The following is a 15880-nucleotide window of genomic DNA, read 5'->3' on the forward strand; positions in this document are numbered from 1 at the left end:
GGCCGCCGTCCGGCGTTAGATTGTGTCGTACTGACGAAAAGGGGAGAGCGATGGACGAGCAGAGCCGCCAGGAAATCGCCGACGTGGCCGAGGAGTGGGAGGTCCGGGCGAGCGGGACCCCGTTCCAGGGGAAGGTCACCGGGGTCCGCAGCGAGGAGGTCCGGATGCCCGACGGCAGCTGGGCCCGGCGCGACTACCAGACCCACCCGGGCTCGGTCTCGGTGCTCGCGCTGGACGACGAGCACCGGGTGCTGGTGCTGCGGCAGTACCGCCACCCGGTGCGCCAGCGGCTGTGGGAGCTGCCGGCCGGCCTGCTCGACGTGCCCGGCGAGAACCCGTGGCGCGCCGCGCAGCGCGAGCTGTACGAGGAGGCCCACTGCAAGGCCGGCACCTGGCGGATCCTCGCCGACTACTACACCTCCCCGGGCGGCACCGACGAGGCGCTGCGGATGTTCCTCGCCACCGACCTGTCGCCCGCCGACGGCGAGCGCTTCGCGGCCGAGGGCGAGGAGCAGGAGATCGAGCTCGCCTGGGTGCCCGTGCCGGAGCTGGTCCGGCTGATCCAGGCCGGGAAGCTGCACAACCCGACCCTCGTCACCGGCGCCCTCGCCGTGCACGCCGCGCTCGCCGGCCCGGACGGGCTGGACGCGCTGCGCCCGGCGGACTCGCCCTGGCCGGCCCGCCCCTTCGAGGCCTGAGTCGGCCGCCCGGGGGACGGACCGCCGCCCGGTTGAGTCGTTGGGGTGATTTGCCGATTCGTACGACCGGATGTCACCTCGGCTGAGCCGGACGGTCGAACTACGCTTCGCAGACAGGGCGCCCGTCCCGGGCCGCCTCCGCTGAGCTCCGGAGGCTGGGCACCGGATGCCGAGCGTCGGATGCCGAGCGCGGGATGACGTCGGGAGTGGCACGGGTGGCGAGGAAGACGGCGACGATGGACCCCGGCCCCGGCGCGCCCGCCGGGGCCGTCCCGGGCCTGGAGCGGCTCCCGGCCGGGCCCGCGCTCTTCGTCGGGCGGCGGGCCGAACTGGCCGCGCTGCGGGCGGCCGCCGCCCGCCCGGCGAGCGGGCGCTGCCCGGTGCTGGTGCTGGCCGGGCGCCCCGGCTCCGGACGGACCGCGCTGGCCGCGCGCTTCGCCCGCACCGTCGCCGCCGGCTACCCGGACGGCGTGCTGTTCGTCCGGATGTCCGCCCCGGACGGCAGCCGGGTGCCGCCCGCCCGGGCCGCCCGGCTGCTGCTGGAGCAGCTCGACCCGCAGGGAGATGTGCCGCTGCCCGGCGGCGGCGAGGACGGGCGGGACGAGCCCGGCTGCGTGGCGCTGCGCGAGGCGCTCGCCGGGCTGCGGGTGCTGCTCGTGCTGGACGACGTGCGGGACGCCGGGCAGGTGTGGCCGCTGCTCGCCGACGAGCCCGGCTGCCTGGTGCTGGCCACCACGGCCGGGCCGCTCACCGGGATCGAGGACATCGACCCGGTGATCCTCGGCGGGCTGGACCGGCAGGCCTCCGCGGAACTGCTGGCCGACCTGGTCGGCGGCACCCGGATCTCCTGCGACCCGGTCGGCGGGGCGGACCTGGCCGAGGCCTGCGCCTCCCGGCCCGCCGCGCTGCGGCTGATGGCGGGGTGGCTGCGGAGCGACCCGAAGATCGCGGTGACGGACGCGGCGCGCGAGCTCAACCGGGTGGTGGGGGAGGAGACGGCGGCCACCGGGACCGCCGCCGAGCGGTCCCCCGCCGCAGCCGCCGTCCCCGCCGCAGCCGCCGCGGCTGCGGCGGGGAAGAAGAAGGAGGGGACGCCTCCCCCGGGGAAGCCGGACGCGGGGAAGCCGGCCCGGGGCCGGGCCGGCGGCCCTGCGGCGCCGGGGGCGGCCGCGGCGGCCGAGTCGGCCGGCGACCCGGCGGCCTGGGTGAAGCCCGGCCCCGAACCGGCCGGGCCGGTGCCCGTCCCCGACAACGACCCGCTGCTCGGCGCCTTCACCCTGCTGTACCGCGGGCTGCCGGCCGCCCAGGCGCGGATGCTGCGCACCCTCACCCTGGCCCCGGCGCAGACCGCCGACCCGCGCACCGCCTCCGCCCTGGTCGGCTGCCCGGTGCCGGACGCGGCCGCGACGCTGGCCGCGCTGGCCGAGCGGGAGCTGCTCGGCGAGGAGGCGCCGGCCGCCGACGGCACCCCGCGCTACCGGGTGCCCGGGCGGCTCTACCCCCGGCTGGTCCGGCTGCGGGAGCAGGAGGACAGGCCCGCCGAGACCGAGCTGGCCCGGGCCCGGCTGCTGGAGCGGCTGGTCCGGCTCACCGAGTCGGCCCGCGCGCTGCTCGACCCGGCGGCCGGCCCCGCCCCGGAGCCGCTGCCCGCCCCGCTGCGGCTGGGCTCGGCCGCGCACGCCCGCGAGTGGCTGCTGGGCGAGCGGGAGCTGCTGCTCGGCGCGGTGGCCGACGCGATCGGCCAGGGGGACCTGGACGGCTCGGCCGGGCGGCTGGTCACCGCGCTGCTGCGGACGCTGCCGCTGACCGGGGCCGCCGCCCCCACCGACCTCTACCGGCTGCACGAGCTGGTGCTGACCGTCGCCGAGCGCAACCGCCGGCCCCGCCGGGCCTCGGCCGCGCTGCTGAATTTGGGCGACCTCCAGGCCTCGGCGGGCCGCTGGGAGCCGGCCGCCGTCCACTACCGGGCCGCCCTGGAGCACGCCCGGACGGCCGACGACGAACCGCTGTGCGCCCGGGCCCTGGAGAGCGCGGCCAACTGCCACCGGGCGCTCGGCGACGCCGTCCGGGCCGCCGACTGGTACGGCCGGGCGCTGGGCCTGCGGCAGGCGCTCGGGGACCACGCCGCCGAGGCCCGGCTGCTCGCCCGGGTGGCCGAGGCGCACACCGCGCAGCGGCGCTTCGAGGAGGCGGACCGGGAGTACCGCGCGGCCCTCGCGGTGCTGCGCCGGCTGGGCGACGAGCGGGGCCGCGAGGCCGTCGGGAGCGCCCTCGCGGACCTGCGGGAACGTGTCGACGCCGGGTGGTGAGGGGGACTATCGGAGTACCGTCGAAGATGCCCGGTTGCAACGTCTTTGGCAGGTAAGTCGCAGGGGAAGCCTACGAACCTGCCAATGTGTGCGGGAAAATTATTCACTTTGGAAGGCTGACACGCCGCCTGGGCTTCATTACACTCGAACTCAGTCGCGCAGCGATCCCTGCCCCGGGCTGCCCCGGAGGCTTCCCCACGTGCGCGTCGCCCACCGGTCTTCTCCGGTCGGGACCCCCATGGCAAGAGGACGTGTTTAGCCGTGAAGGTCGGCATCCCCCGCGAGGTCAAGAACCACGAGTACCGCGTGGCCATCACGCCCGCCGGCGTGCATGAGCTGGTCCGCAACGGACACGAGGTCTACATCGAGGACAACGCCGGTCTCGGCTCCTCGATCCCGAACGAGGAGTACGTGGCCGCCGGCGCCACCATCCTCCCCACCGCCGACGAGGTGTGGGCCACCGCCGACCTGCTGCTGAAGGTCAAGGAGCCCATCGCCTCCGAGTACCACCGGCTGCGCAAGGGGCAGACCCTCTTCACGTACCTCCACCTGGCGGCCGACCGCGCCGGCACCGACGCGCTGATCGCCTCGGGCACCACCGCCATCGCGTACGAGACCGTGCAGCAGTCGAACGGCGCGCTGCCGCTGCTCGCCCCGATGTCCGAGGTCGCGGGCCGCCTGGCCCCGCAGGTCGGCTCGTACCACCTGATGCGTCCGGCCGGCGGCCGCGGCACCCTGCCGGGCGGCGTGCCCGGCACCCACCCGGCCAAGGCCGTCGTCATCGGCGGTGGCGTCTCCGGCTGGCACGCCGCCACCATCGCCGTCGGCATGGGCTACGAGGTGACCCTGCTGGACCGCGACATCAACAAGCTGCGCGAGGCCGACCGCATCTTCGGCACCAAGGTCAAGACCATCGTGTCGAACGCCTTCGAGCTGGAGAAGGCCGTCCTGGAGGCGGACCTGGTCGTCGGCGCCGTGCTGATCCCGGGCGCCAAGGCCCCGAAGCTGGTCACCAACGAGCTGGTCTCCCGCATGAAGCCGGGCTCCGTGCTGGTCGACATCGCCATCGACCAGGGCGGCTGCTTCGAGGACTCGCGCCCCACCACGCACGACGACCCGACCTTCAAGGTCCACAACTCGGTCTTCTACTGCGTGGCCAACATGCCGGGCGCCGTCCCGAACACCTCCACCTACGCGCTGACCAACGCCACCCTGCCGTACGTGCTGGAGCTGGCGAACCGCGGCTGGAAGGACGCGCTGCGCCGCGACGCCGCGCTGGCCAAGGGCCTCAACGTGCACGAGGGCCAGATCACCTTCCCGGCCGTGGCCGAGGCCTTCGGCCTGGAGTCGGTCTCCCTGGAGAGCGTGCTCGCCTGAACCCCCTGACCGCCCGGCGGTCGTTCGCCCCCGATCCGATCCCTTCGGGCCGGGGGCTTCGCCGTGCCCGCGAACGGCCGGGGGGCCGGGCAAGTCGCCCGGCCGCACCGGGTAGGTCGCTCTGTCGTCAATGTCCGCCGGTCATGTCACCCGCCCGCAGAAACGTTGGGGCCAGTGGCCCGCTCATCCCTTGACAGGAGCCCGCTCGATAGTCGACACATCCTGCCCACTACCGTGGATTGTGTTGCTGCGAACGCCTTGAACGGCCTAGAGTCGCAAACCGTCGGCATGCTGCCACACTGACGAATCGACATAGAGTCCTGGATGCCCAAGGAGGTAAGACGACTTGTGAATGAGTCGACAATTGCTCCCGGGGGTGGTCAGCCAGGACTGGCGGAGCTCACCGCCGGCCAGCCGAGTGAGGAGCCCGGGGCCCGGCAGCCCTCCGTGGGCTCGGCCGAGGTCGGCTCGGTCGCACTCCGTACTTTCGAAGCACGCCAGAACACAGCACAGGTGACCACGGTGACCGATCACGACGCCGACTTGGCGGCCTACGGCCTGGCCTACGGCGAGTTCGCCTACGGCGCCTACGACGACCCGGACGCCGAGTACGAGCCGGACCCGGAGTACGCCGCCACGCTGGCCCCCGACGCCGCGCGCCAGCGCCGCGAGCGGGTCGGCCCGACCGGCCGTCCGCTGCCGTACTTCCCGATCCCCGCGCCGGTGGCCGAGCACGGCCCCGCCCAGATCATCGCCATGTGCAACCAGAAGGGCGGCGTCGGCAAGACCACGTCGACCATCAACCTGGGCGCGGCGCTGGCCGAGTACGGCCGCCGGGTGCTGCTCGTCGACTTCGACCCGCAGGGCGCCCTCTCGGTCGGCCTCGGCGTCAACCCGATGGAGCTCGACGTCACCGTCTACAACCTGCTCATGGAGCGGGGCCTGACGGCCGACGAGGTGCTGCTGAAGACGGCCGTCCCGGGGATGGACCTGCTGCCCTCCAACATCGACCTCTCCGCGGCCGAGGTGCAGCTGGTCAGCGAGGTGGCCCGGGAGTCCGCGCTGGCGCGCGCCCTGAAGCCGCTGCTGCCGGACTACGACTACGTCATCATCGACTGCCAGCCCTCGCTGGGCCTGCTGACGGTCAACGCCCTGACGGCCGCTCACAGCGTGATCGTCCCGCTGGAGTGCGAGTTCTTCGCGCTGCGCGGGGTCGCGCTGCTGACCGAGACCATCGAGAAGGTGTGCGAGCGGCTCAACCCCGACCTGCGCCTGGACGGCATCCTGGCCACCATGTACGACTCGCGCACCGTGCACAGCCGCGAGGTGCTGGCGCGGGTCGTCGAGGCGTTCGGCGAGCACGTCTTCCACACCGTCATCGGGCGGACCGTGCGCTTCCCGGAGACCACCGTCGCCGGCGAGCCCATCACGACGTACGCGACCAACTCGGTCGGTGCCGCCGCCTACCGCCAGCTCGCCAGGGAGGTGCTCGACCGGTGCCGCCCCGCCGAGTGAGTCTCCCGGGTGCCGACGAGCTGTTCCGGACCACGGGGGGGATGGCGCTGTCGCCGTCCCTCGCGCCGCGTCCGGCCGCCGAGGCATCCAGACCGGAGACCGCGCGGGCCGTCAACGGCCGACCGGACGGCGCCGAGGGCGCCGAGTCCGTCCAGGGCGACCAGGACGACCGGCAGCTGACGCCGGAGCAGCAGGCGGCCGCCACGGTGCCGGCGCCCGCGCAGCCGCCCGTCCAGCGGTCCGGTGCGGCCGCCGGGCCCGCCGGCGCGGCCACGGGTACCGCCACGGCCGGCCGGGGCCCCGCAGCCGCGCCGGCGGGCCGGGCGCACCAGGGCGCCGCCGAGGAGCAGGCCGGTGCCGGCGGCCGGGCCCGCCCGCGCGGCCGCGCCCCGCGCCGGCCGAGCGGGCGCGAGCGGCACGACGAGAAGATCACGGTGTACGTGTCCGCCGAGGAGCTCATGGACCTCGAACACACCCGGCTGGTGCTGCGCGGCGAGCACGGCCTGGCCGTGGACCGCGGGCGGATCGTCCGGGAGGCCATCGCGGTCGTCCTGGCGGACCTCGAACAGCGCGGCGAGGCCTCGATCCTGGTGCGGCGGCTGCGCGGCCGCTGAGGCCCGCGCACGGGCGGCCGGCGGTCGAGCGCCGGGCGTCGAGGGGGGCGCCGGCCCGGCGTGGGGAGGCCGCGGGCGGGCGAGACGGCGGCAGGCCGAGACAGGGCGACAGGCCGAGACGGGACGACAGGCCGAGACGGGCGACACGGCGGCAGGGCGGCCGGAAGGGGCCCGAGAGGGGCCGGGAGGCCGTACCGGGTGCGCCGAGGCGCCGTACGGGCCCGTGGGCGCCCGGCGGGGGCCGGTCCACAGCGGGGGCCCGGGAGTGCCGGGCGGAGCGCGGGGTGCGGCGCGGGCGGCGTGTCGGGCGGCCCCGGGGCGGGCCCGGAGGCGGCCCCGGGTGAAGATGGACCGTCATGCCCAGGACCACCGAACCAGCCAGCACCGCCGAGAGCGCGACCGAGGACGAGTCGCGGGGCGGCTTCCGGGTACGGCTGGACAACTTCGAAGGCCCCTTCGACCTGCTGCTCGGCCTGATCGCGCGGCACCGGATGGACGTCACCGAGGTGGCGCTGGCCACCGTGACGGACGACTTCCTGGCGCACATCCGGGCGATGGGCCCGGACTGGGACCTGGACGCGACGACCGAGTTCCTGGTGGTGGCCGCCACCCTGCTCGACCTCAAGGCGGCCCGGCTGCTGCCGGTGGCGGAGGTCGAGGACGAGGCCGACCTCGCCCTGCTGGAGGCCCGCGACCTGCTGTTCGCCCGGCTGCTGCAGTACCGGGCGTACAAGCGGGCGGCGGCCGTGTTCGGCGAGCGCTGGGCGGCCGAGCTGCTGCGCCGGCCCCGGACGGCCGCCCTGGAGCCCCGGCACGCGGAGCTGCTGCCGGAGGTCGTCCTCGGCATCGGGCCGCAGCGGCTCGCCGAGCTGGCGGCCAGGGCGATGGAGCCCCGGCCCGCGCCGGTCGTGGCGGTGGACCACATCCACACCCCGCCGGTGAGCGTGCGCGAGCAGGCCGCGCTGGTGGTGGCCCTGCTCACCGAACTGGGCGAGGCGTCCTTCCAGCGGCTGGTCGAGGACGCGCCGGACGACCTGGTCGTGGTGGCCCGCTTCCTGGCGCTGCTGGAGCTGTACCGGGAGCAGGTGCTCGCCTTCGAGCAGCCGGAGGCGCTGGGCGAGCTGCGGGTGCGCTGGGTGGCCGGGGAGGGCCGGGGCGCCGTCGAGGTGACGGACGAGTTCGACCGGCCGGCGGGCGAGGCCGGTTCGGCCGGTGGGGCCGGTTCGGTCGGTGGGGTTGACGGGATTGACGGGGTTGACGGAGCCGGCGGGGCCGAGGAGGGCGGGCGGCGATGAGCGGCGGGAACGAGGGCGGGCGGCCGGTGCGGCGCCCCCTGGGGCTGCCGGGGCGGCCGCGGACCGAGGAGTGGCTGGAGCCGGCCTTCGCGCTGCTGCCGGATCCGCCGGAGCCCGCGGGGCCCGCCGAGGGCGTTCAGCCCGCGGAGGGGCGGGTCGTGCCGCAGCAGCCGGCCCCGGCCACCGGGAGACGTGCGGACGCCGGGCTGCGGGCCGGGCTGGAGGCCGTCCTGATGGTCGCCGACGAGCCGGTGGCGGAGGAGCGGCTGGCCGGGGCGCTGGAGCGGCCGCGGGCCGAGGTGGCCGCGGCGCTGCGCGAGCTGTCCGCCGAGTACACCGCCCAGGGCCGCGGCTTCGACCTGCGGCTGGTGGCCGGCGGCTGGCGGTTCTACAGCCGGGACGCCTGCTCCGAGGCCGTCGACCGCTTCCTCCTGGACGGCCGGCAGGCCCGGCTCAGCCAGGCCGCGCTGGAGACCCTGGCGGTGGTCGCCTACCGGCAGCCGGTGTCCAGATCGCGGGTTTCCGCCGTCCGCGGTGTGAACTGTGACGGCGTGATGCGTACCCTGGTACAGCGAGGACTGGTGGAAGAGGCCGGATCCGAGCCCGAAACAGGTGCGATCCTGTATCGGACGACGAACTACTTCCTGGAACGGATGGGGCTCCGCGGCCTGGACGAGCTGCCGGAGCTCGCTCCCTTCCTGCCCGAGGTCGACGACGTGGAAGCGGAGTCCCTGGAGGGCACGATGATCGCGGAGGCGGTCGCCGCCGCTGCCGCGCAGGCCGCGGACGGCAGTGGCGAGGCCGGTCGGGCCGGGCCGGATCGGTAGGGGGCGGTGAGGTCGGCCGAAACGACCGCACATCCCAGACGGAACGACGTACGGACACTTTGATGCGTAGCAGTGGCAACGGCAGGAACAGCAGCGGCGGCGGAAGCGGTCGCGGCGGACAGGGCGGGGGCCGGGGCGGCGGCTCCTACGGCGGCGGCAGCGGCAGCGCCCGCGGCGGCTCGGGCGCGCGCGGGGGTTCGTACGGCGGCGGCCGCGGCGGCTCGGGTTCGGGCTCGCGCGGCGGCTCCTACGGGCGTGACGGCGGCTCGCGCGGCGGCTCCGTCGGCCGTGACGACCGGCGCGACGACCGCCGCTACCCGGACCGCCCGCTGCGGCCCGAGGAGCGCAAGTACGACCGCCCCGAGTACGGCGGCGGCCCCAACGCCACCCCCGCCCGCGGCGGCTACGCCGGCCGGCGCCCCGGCCCGGCCCCGCGCCCGCGCCGGGAGGGCCAGGGCGCCCCGGGCGACCCGCGGCGCCAGCCGCAGCGCTCCCGCGAGCTCCAGGCCAAGATCGAGGACGCCGTCCTCGCCCGGCACGACAAGCCGGCCGTCAAGCTGCCCAAGACCTTCGGCGAGCCCGAGGGCGAGCGCCTCCAGAAGGTGCTGGCCCGGGCCGGCGTCGGCAGCCGCCGCGCCTGCGAGGAGCTGATCGAGCAGGGCCGGGTCGAGGTCAACGGCAAGCGCGTCACCGAGCAGGGCAAGCGGGTCGACCCGCAGAAGGACGAGATCAAGGTGGACGGCCTGACCGTCGCCACCCAGTCCTACCTGTTCTTCGCGCTGAACAAGCCGGCCGGCGTGGTCTCCACCATGGAGGACCCGGACGGCCGCCAGTGCCTGGGCGACTACGTGACCAACCGGGAGACCCGGCTGTTCCACGTCGGCCGCCTGGACACCGAGACCGAGGGCATCATCCTGCTCACCAACCACGGCGAGCTGGCCCACCGCCTCACCCACCCGCGCTACGGCGTGACCAAGACCTACCTGGCCGCGATCCAGGGCCCGATCCCGCGCGACCTGGGCAAGCAGCTGGCCCAGGGCGTGGAGCTGGAGGACGGCTACGCCCGTGCCGACAGCTTCAAGGTGGTCTCCAACGTCGGCAAGAACTACCTGGTCGAGGTGACCCTGCACGAGGGCCGCAAGCACATCGTCCGCCGGATGCTGGCCGAGGCCGGCTTCCCGGTCGAGAAGCTGGTGCGCACCCACTTCGGCCCGATCGCCCTGGGCGACCAGAAGTCGGGCTGGCTGCGCCGCCTGACCAACCCGGAGGTCGGCCAGCTGATGCGCGAGGTCGGCCTGTAGGGTCCGCCCCGCCGAGCCGGAGCACCGTCCAGCCGGAGCCCCCGTCCGCACGCCACGCGGCCGGGGGCTCCGGCGTTCCCCGGCGCGGCCCGGAGCCGCGTCCGCGGATGTCCGCATTCCGGACGGGGCGTGTGAGCCGGGACGCAACCGCTGGTCACGGCCTTGTCAGCGCCATGATCCGTGGCCGAGGATGGCCACCGGAGCGCCACCCCGCCGCGTGGCGGGACCGCGCCAGCACGGCGGCGCGGTCGGGGCGGGGGCGGCCGACGGAACGGCCAAGCGGGAACGGGCGAGCAGGGGGAGAGGCGTCGTGTCCGATGCAGCACTGGGACGGGCCGGCGGGCAGGCCCTCGGCGCGCTGGGGCTGGCGGAGCCGGACGGGCAGGTCTACGCGGCGCTGGTGGCCAGCCCGCAGTCCACGGCGGAGGAGCTGGCGGAGAGCTGCGGGCTGACGTTCCAGCAGAGCGTGCGCGCGCTGGACCGGTTGGCGCAGCAGGGCATGGCGACCCGGGCGCCGGTGGACCGGCACCGCTACCTGCCCGTCCCCCCGGACGTCGCGATCGGCACCCTGATCGGCCACCGGGAGTCGGAGCTGCGCTACGCCCGGGCCGAGATGCACCGGCTGATGGACGCCTTCCGGGAGGCCTCGCGGTACACCGACCCGGCGCACTCGGTGGAGGTGCTGACCGGCGGCGAGGCGATCGCCCAGCGCCTGGAGCACATCACCGAGACCAGCCAGTACCAGGTGCGCGGCTTCGACCGTCCGCCGTACATCCAGGACCCGGTCGCGCCGATGCCCCTGCAGCGGCGGCGGCTGCGCGAGGGCGTGAAGTTCCGGACGGTCTACGACCGGGAGGCGGTGGCCTGGCCGGGGCGGCTGGAGAAGAACATCCTGGTCGGCGTCGCGGACGGTGAGGAGGCGCGGGTGCGGCCGTCGCTGCCGATGAAGATGATCATCTCGGACGACCGGATGGCGATCATCCCGATCAGCGTCGGGGACAGCGTGCTGGACGCCGCGTACGTGATCCACCCCTCGGCGCTGCTCCAGGCGCTGGACACGCTGTTCGAGGCGGAGTGGGAGCGGGCCGTCCGGCTCCAGGCGGCGGTCGACGGGGACGGCGCCGGGCCGGAGCCGGAGGCCGACCACCGCAAGCTGCTCGGCCTGCTGGCGGCCGGGCTCACCGACGAGTCGATCGCGCGGTCGCTCGGCTGGAGCGCCCGCACCACCCAGCGCCGGCTCCAGAGCCTGATGCGCTCGCTGGGCGCCACCACCCGCTTCCAGGCCGGCATGGCGGCCCGGGAGCGGGGGTGGCTCTAGAGGCGCCTGTCCGAGGAGGGCCGGTCAGCTCCAGGGGCTGAGGGAGGCCCAGCGGCCGTCCGGCCCGCGCTCGACCTTCTGCAGGCCGACGACGGCGGTGCGGTTCAGCCGCCCGTAGATGTGCGGGAACAGCACGCCCGGCGTGGCCCCGGGCGGCGGGGCGCCGTGCGCGGCCTCCCACTTCACCATCGGCTCCACCAGCGACTCCTCGATCAGCAGCACCATCAGCGGGTCGGGGGTGTCGGTGAAGAACGCGTTGGCCACCGCGAGCGCCGTCCGCTCGTCCGCCGAGCAGTGGATGAACCCGTCGGTGAGCAGCGAGGCGGTGGCGTACGGGCGGCCGGGGTCCGCCAGCCAGTCGTCCAGGGGGGCAAGGTGGAGGATCATGCTTCCCTTTCTACCCGTTGTCTGCGGATCGGTCCTGAGCGGCCGTCACCGGCACGGCGGTGTCCGCCGACGGCCGCCCGCGGCGGTCAGAGCCCGGCCACCTTGGCGGAGGCCGACACCTCGTACACCAGGGTGACGGTGCGCCGGGCGCCCGGGGCGAGCGGCACGTCCCAGCGGACGATGCCCTCGGCGTCGAAGGAGTCCGGCGCCGGGGAGCAGTCCTCCTTGCGCAGCCGGACCTCGACCGCCGACACCTCGGAGACCGGCACCCGCTCGCGCACCGTGACGGTCCGCTCGTCGAGCTCCTCCGGGCCGGAGAAGCGGGACAGGTGCAGCCGGACCGTCCGGGTGGTGGTCTGGCGGCCGGTGAGGCCGGCCGTCGCCCGGCGCTCCTCGGCCTCCCGGACCACCCGGTAGTCGTCCGAGCTGCCGAAGGACAGCTCCGCCTCGGCCCCGGCGGCGGTGAAGCGCAGCTCGCCGCGGCCGGTGAAGCCGCTGCCCCGGACCAGCTCGACCGGGCCGGACAGCAGCGGGTGCCCGGCCGCGTTGCGGAACCGGACCACCTGGGTGACCAGCGGGGACAGCTCCGGGGCGCAGGCGTACTCGCTGTCCGCCGGGGCGGTGAAGGCGCCCAGCGGCACCCGGTGCGCACGGCCGTCGCAGGGCACGGTCGCCGGGGCGGGGGCGGGCAGCACCCGGACCTCGCCGCCGTCGTCCACGCCCGGCACCCCGGAGGCCGGGCCCAGGGCGGCGACCGCCTCCTCGCGCAGCTCGACCTCGACCGTGCGGCGCTCCTCGTCGGTGCGCTCGCGCAGCACCAGGCGGTCCTCGACGACGGCCGGCGGGGCGGTGGCGAGGGCGGAGCGGGCGGTGGAGAAGGTGAGCCGGGCACCCGCCCAGTCCTCGCCGGTGCGCTGCCAGACCACCGCCTCCGACTCCAGGCGCAGCTCGCCGCCGTCCAGGACCGCCCGGTAGGAGGGGCGCCACAGCGCGCAGGGCACCAGGTGGGAGACGGTCAGCTCGGCGGGGCCGGGCCGGGCCGCCTCGACGGTGAGCTCCAGGTGGGCGGTCAGCTCGGCCGGGTCCTCCTCGGCCTCCTCCAGGGCGGCCACGGCCTGTGAGCGCTCCTGCTCCAGGCGGCGCAGCCGGGAGTGGGCGGTGCGCAGCTCCTCGCCGTAGCGCTCGCGCTCGGCGTCCACCCGGCCGAGCTCCCGGGCCCAGCGGTCGGGCTCCAGCTCGCCGAGGCCGGCGCCCTCGCCGATCTCGCGCAGCAGGTCGGCGGAGAGCCGGGCGAGCAGTGCCAGCCGGGCCTCCAACCGGGCCCTGGCCTGCTCGGCCAGGCGGGTCTCGGCGTCCAGCCGGTGCAGCCGGTGGCGCAGCTCGGAGTCGTCCGGGCCGGGCGGCAGCGGGGCGCGCGGGGCCCAGCCGCGCACCAGCCGGGCGTCCAGCACCCGGACGCCGTCGGTGCCGGACTCGGCGCGCAGGGTGCGGTCGACGGCGAGGGCGGTGAGCGGGCCGAGGCGCAGCCGCTGCACGCCCGCGGCCAGCCCGACCGTCGTGCTGCGCTCGACGTGGGCGCGGTCCTCCAGGCAGGTCACGGCGGTGACGGGGAGGGGAAGGGCTTCGACGGTCATCGCTCAGTTCCTCCGGTTTCCGCCGACGACGGCCTTGCCGGCCGGGATCCTGATCAGGTAGCCGCCGGCCAGCTCGGTGCGTCCGCCCGGCGGCAGGTCGACGCGCCAGAGCCGGGTGCTGGGCGGGCAGTCCGGGGCCGGGACGGCCGGGGCGTGCCAGTCGGCCCGCTCCTCGATCCGGATCTCGGCGTCGGAGGCGACCGGCACCCGTTCGCGGACCTCCACCGTGACGGCGCGTGCGAGCCGGTTCGCCAGCCGGACGTGCACCCGGTGGTCCAGGACGGTGCTGTTGCCCTTCAGCACGCCGGTGGTGGACTCGTGCAGTTCGGTGCGGCGCGCCACCTCGATGCTCTCGGCGACGCCGATGCCCAGCCGCCGGGTGCCGCCGGGCGCCAGCGTGGGCAGGGCGGCGGTGAGCAGGAACTCGCCGTCCACGGTGACCTCGGCCGGGCCGGCCAGAACGGCCTGGTCGGTGCGGTTGGCGAGCACCAGCGTCGCGTACACCTTCTCCTCGACGGCGGGGACGGTGACGTACTCGGGGGCGACGGTGAGCGGGATCCCGCCGACGGTGACGGTGTGCCAGGTGCCGTCGGACGGGACGTCGGCGGGGGCGGCGGCGTCGAAGCGGTGGTCGAAGGAGCCGGCCGACTCGCGGGGCGGGACGGCGTGCCGGGGGAGGGCGAGGGTGCGCAGCCGGGTCGTGCCGTCGGTGCCGGGTGCCGTCAGGGCCTGGTAGCCGGGCTGGTGGGTGTGGTGAAGGCGGGGGCGCAGGGTGCCGCGGCGGTCGGCGGGCTCCTCGGGGCCGGCCAGGACGAGGTCGGGGTAGTCGAGCAGGGAGGCGTCCGGGGCGAGGCCGGGCGGCGGGGGCGGGGCGGGGTGGCGCTGGGCCTCCGTGGCCGGGAGGCCGCGCTTGGCCTGGGACGGCGCGGGCGCGGCGGCGACGGGGGGCGGGAGCGGCGGGCCGCCGTACCCGGCGAAGCCGGCCGGGGCACCCGGGGCGGCGGCGCCCGGGGCGGCGGGGGCGCCCGGGGGTGCGGGCATCGGCTGGTCGGCGTTCAGCAGGCCGCCGCCGTACGGGCCCGGCGCGGCGGGGGCGAAGTGCTCCTCGGCCGCGAAGGCCTCGGCCCGGGGGCCGCCCGGACGGACGCCGCCGACCCGGGCGGCGCGCACGGGGCCCGCCGCGGCGGCCGGGGCGTACGGGTGGGGCCGCGGGGCGGGGCGGTCGGCGCCGGCCGCGTCGTAGCCGGAGAAGAGGTCGTTCAGGCCCGCCGGGGGCTCGCGCCAGCCGGAGGGCGGCGGGGCGGGCTGGCTGCGGCCGATCCGCAGCGAGGCGAGCCGGGGCAGGTCGGTGCGGCGGTCGAGGTCGGCGGTGGACAGGGCGAGGCGCACGCCCGTCCAGTCCTCGCCGGTGCGTTGGGCGACGGCGGCGCGCAGGACCAGGTCGGCGGTGTCGGAGCCGGTGCGGTAGGACAGCCGGTAAGCGGGGACCCAGCGGGCGGCGGGGACGCCGTACTCCAGTTCCAGCTCCAGCTCCAGGACGGGGTGGCCGTCGGCCGGGGTGGCGGTGTCGGTGGTGGGTGCGGCGGTGCCGGTGGTCGGGGTGGCGGCGTCGGCGGCTGGTGCGGTGCCGTCGGTGCCGTCGGTGCCGAGGGTGAGAAGGGCGGTGGTGCCGGTGCCGACGGGCTCGGCCCGTTCGGCGGTGGACGCCCGCTCCAGCCGGTCGGCGGCCAGGGCGCGCTCGTGGTCGGCCAGTTCCAGCTCCCGGGTGAGCTCCTCGGCGCGCTGCTGGAGCCGGGACAGCCGGGCCTCGACGAAGTCCGCGAGCTCCAGCCAGGCGTCGGCGGGGGTGCGGCGCAGCGGCTCGTCGCGGCGGCGCCGCGGCGGGACGGGGCGCAGCGCGGCGGTCTCGGCGACGGCCGCCTCGACCAGCCGCAGGCGCTCGGCGAGCGCGCCGCACCGTTCGGCGGCCTCGTCCAGGGCCCGTTGCAGGCCCGGGAGTTCGTCCGGCTCGCGGAGTTCGGCGAGCAGCTCCAGCCGGGCCTCGGTGACGGCGGTGCCGGCCGGCCCGGCGAGCACCCGGGCGCGCAGCGAGCGGCCGTCCACGGCGGCGGGCAGGCCGGTCAGCCGCAGCCGGCCGCCGGGCGGGAGGGGGACGGTGGCCCGGCGGCGGCACACCGCGCCCTCGGCGTACACCACGACGGAGTCGAGGACCGACGGGTGGGCCGGTACGGCCGGCGGTTTCGACGGCCCGCCCGGGCCGTGGTGCTGATCGTCCATGCGCAACCCCTTCGTTCGCGTGTCGCCCGCCGCGCGGCGCTCGTCTGGTGGCGCTCGCCTCGTGGCGCCCGCTTCGTGGCGCCTGCTTCGTGGCGCCCGTGCCCCGGCGGCCAGTCTGCCCGGCTCGGGGCGGGCGTCGCAGGTTTTCCGGCTGCGGCGTGTGCACTGTGTGGGACGGGGGCGGGCCCGCCGCGGTTGCCGGGCCCGGAAGCTGCCGGGGCGGCCGCCGCGGTTGCCGGGCGGACGGTGGGGACTTCGGCCGGGCGGATGAGGGAGGATGGGGCGCGGGTGCTCCCGGACGGTCCCGGCACCTGTCGAGATTCGTGAC

12 protein-coding genes are annotated in these 15880 nt (G+C 76.4%); 9 read left to right on the forward strand and 3 right to left on the reverse strand.

Annotated elements, in window-relative coordinates; translation table 11 throughout:
• Positions 1-50: 50 nt before the first annotated feature.
• The 9 genes from ACH5AR_RS32600 to ACH5AR_RS32640 all read left to right on the forward strand — a co-directional run bounded on the left by ACH5AR_RS32600 (position 51) and on the right by ACH5AR_RS32640 (position 11254).
• Positions 51-698, forward strand: coding sequence for an NUDIX domain-containing protein (locus ACH5AR_RS32600; RefSeq protein WP_396305134.1), 648 nt, complete (start codon positions 51-53; stop codon positions 696-698).
• A gap of 215 nt (positions 699-913) precedes the next feature.
• Positions 914-3007, forward strand: coding sequence for an AAA family ATPase (locus ACH5AR_RS32605; protein WP_396305135.1), 2094 nt, complete (start codon positions 914-916; stop codon positions 3005-3007).
• 261 nt (positions 3008-3268) lie between these two features.
• Positions 3269-4384, forward strand: a complete 1116-nt coding sequence (ald, locus tag ACH5AR_RS32610; protein WP_396305136.1) for an alanine dehydrogenase — start codon at positions 3269-3271, stop codon at positions 4382-4384.
• A gap of 447 nt (positions 4385-4831) precedes the next feature.
• Positions 4832-5899 (forward strand): ParA family protein, encoded by a 1068-nt coding sequence (locus ACH5AR_RS32615; RefSeq protein WP_369808367.1) that lies wholly within the window; start codon positions 4832-4834, stop codon positions 5897-5899.
• Positions 5900-5940: 41 nt separating this feature from the next.
• Entirely contained in the window at positions 5941-6513 is a 573-nt protein-coding gene (locus tag ACH5AR_RS32620; RefSeq protein ID WP_396305137.1) for a hypothetical protein, read from the forward strand.
• A gap of 356 nt (positions 6514-6869) precedes the next feature.
• Complete coding sequence (locus ACH5AR_RS32625) at positions 6870-7808, forward strand: segregation and condensation protein A (protein ID WP_396305138.1); 939 nt, start codon at positions 6870-6872, stop codon at positions 7806-7808.
• Positions 7805-8635, forward strand: a complete 831-nt coding sequence (gene scpB / locus ACH5AR_RS32630) for an SMC-Scp complex subunit ScpB (RefSeq protein ID WP_396305139.1) — start codon at positions 7805-7807, stop codon at positions 8633-8635. Before ACH5AR_RS32625 ends, scpB begins: the two co-directional genes overlap by 4 nt.
• 62 nt (positions 8636-8697) lie before the next feature.
• Positions 8698-9936, forward strand: a complete 1239-nt coding sequence (locus ACH5AR_RS32635; RefSeq protein ID WP_396305140.1) for a pseudouridine synthase — start codon at positions 8698-8700, stop codon at positions 9934-9936.
• Between the two features lie 310 nt (positions 9937-10246).
• A complete protein-coding gene (locus ACH5AR_RS32640; RefSeq protein WP_396305141.1) occupies positions 10247-11254 on the forward strand; it encodes a helix-turn-helix domain-containing protein in 1008 nt (335 codons plus the stop codon).
• Between the two features lie 24 nt (positions 11255-11278).
• Here ACH5AR_RS32640 and ACH5AR_RS32645 read toward each other — a convergent pair whose 3' ends face one another.
• From ACH5AR_RS32645 to ACH5AR_RS32655, 3 genes are all read right to left on the reverse strand, one after another.
• Positions 11279-11641: a DUF952 domain-containing protein gene (locus ACH5AR_RS32645; protein ID WP_396305142.1), complete on the reverse strand. Its 363-nt coding sequence runs from the start codon at positions 11639-11641 to the stop codon at positions 11279-11281.
• 86 nt (positions 11642-11727) lie between these two features.
• The gene (locus ACH5AR_RS32650; protein WP_396305143.1) at positions 11728-13275 is read right to left on the reverse strand and encodes a mucoidy inhibitor MuiA family protein; all 1548 of its coding nucleotides are present in this window, start codon (positions 13273-13275) and stop codon (positions 11728-11730) included.
• A gap of 3 nt (positions 13276-13278) precedes the next feature.
• A complete protein-coding gene (locus tag ACH5AR_RS32655) occupies positions 13279-15552 on the reverse strand; it encodes a DUF4139 domain-containing protein (protein ID WP_396305144.1) in 2274 nt (757 codons plus the stop codon).
• Between the last annotated feature and the right edge of the window lie 328 nt (positions 15553-15880).

Source organism: Kitasatospora sp. NPDC018619, assembly GCF_044391605.1.
In the GTDB taxonomy this organism is placed as follows: Bacteria; Actinomycetota; Actinomycetes; order Streptomycetales; family Streptomycetaceae; genus Kitasatospora.

Coding starts and splice junctions, on each gene's coding strand:
- ACH5AR_RS32600 (WP_396305134.1), top strand. CDS start 51: ATGGACGAGCAGAGCCGCCAGGAAATCGCCGACGTGGCCGAGGAGTGG.
- ACH5AR_RS32620 (WP_396305137.1), top strand. CDS start 5,941: ATGGCGCTGTCGCCGTCCCTCGCGCCGCGTCCGGCCGCCGAGGCATCC.
- ACH5AR_RS32625 (WP_396305138.1), top strand. CDS start 6,870: ATGCCCAGGACCACCGAACCAGCCAGCACCGCCGAGAGCGCGACCGAG.
- scpB (WP_396305139.1), top strand. CDS start 7,805: ATGAGCGGCGGGAACGAGGGCGGGCGGCCGGTGCGGCGCCCCCTGGGG.
- ACH5AR_RS32635 (WP_396305140.1), top strand. CDS start 8,698: ATGCGTAGCAGTGGCAACGGCAGGAACAGCAGCGGCGGCGGAAGCGGT.
- ACH5AR_RS32645 (WP_396305142.1), bottom strand. CDS start 11,641: ATGATCCTCCACCTTGCCCCCCTGGACGACTGGCTGGCGGACCCCGGC.
- ACH5AR_RS32650 (WP_396305143.1), bottom strand. CDS start 13,275: ATGACCGTCGAAGCCCTTCCCCTCCCCGTCACCGCCGTGACCTGCCTG.
- ACH5AR_RS32655 (WP_396305144.1), bottom strand. CDS start 15,552: ATGGACGATCAGCACCACGGCCCGGGCGGGCCGTCGAAACCGCCGGCC.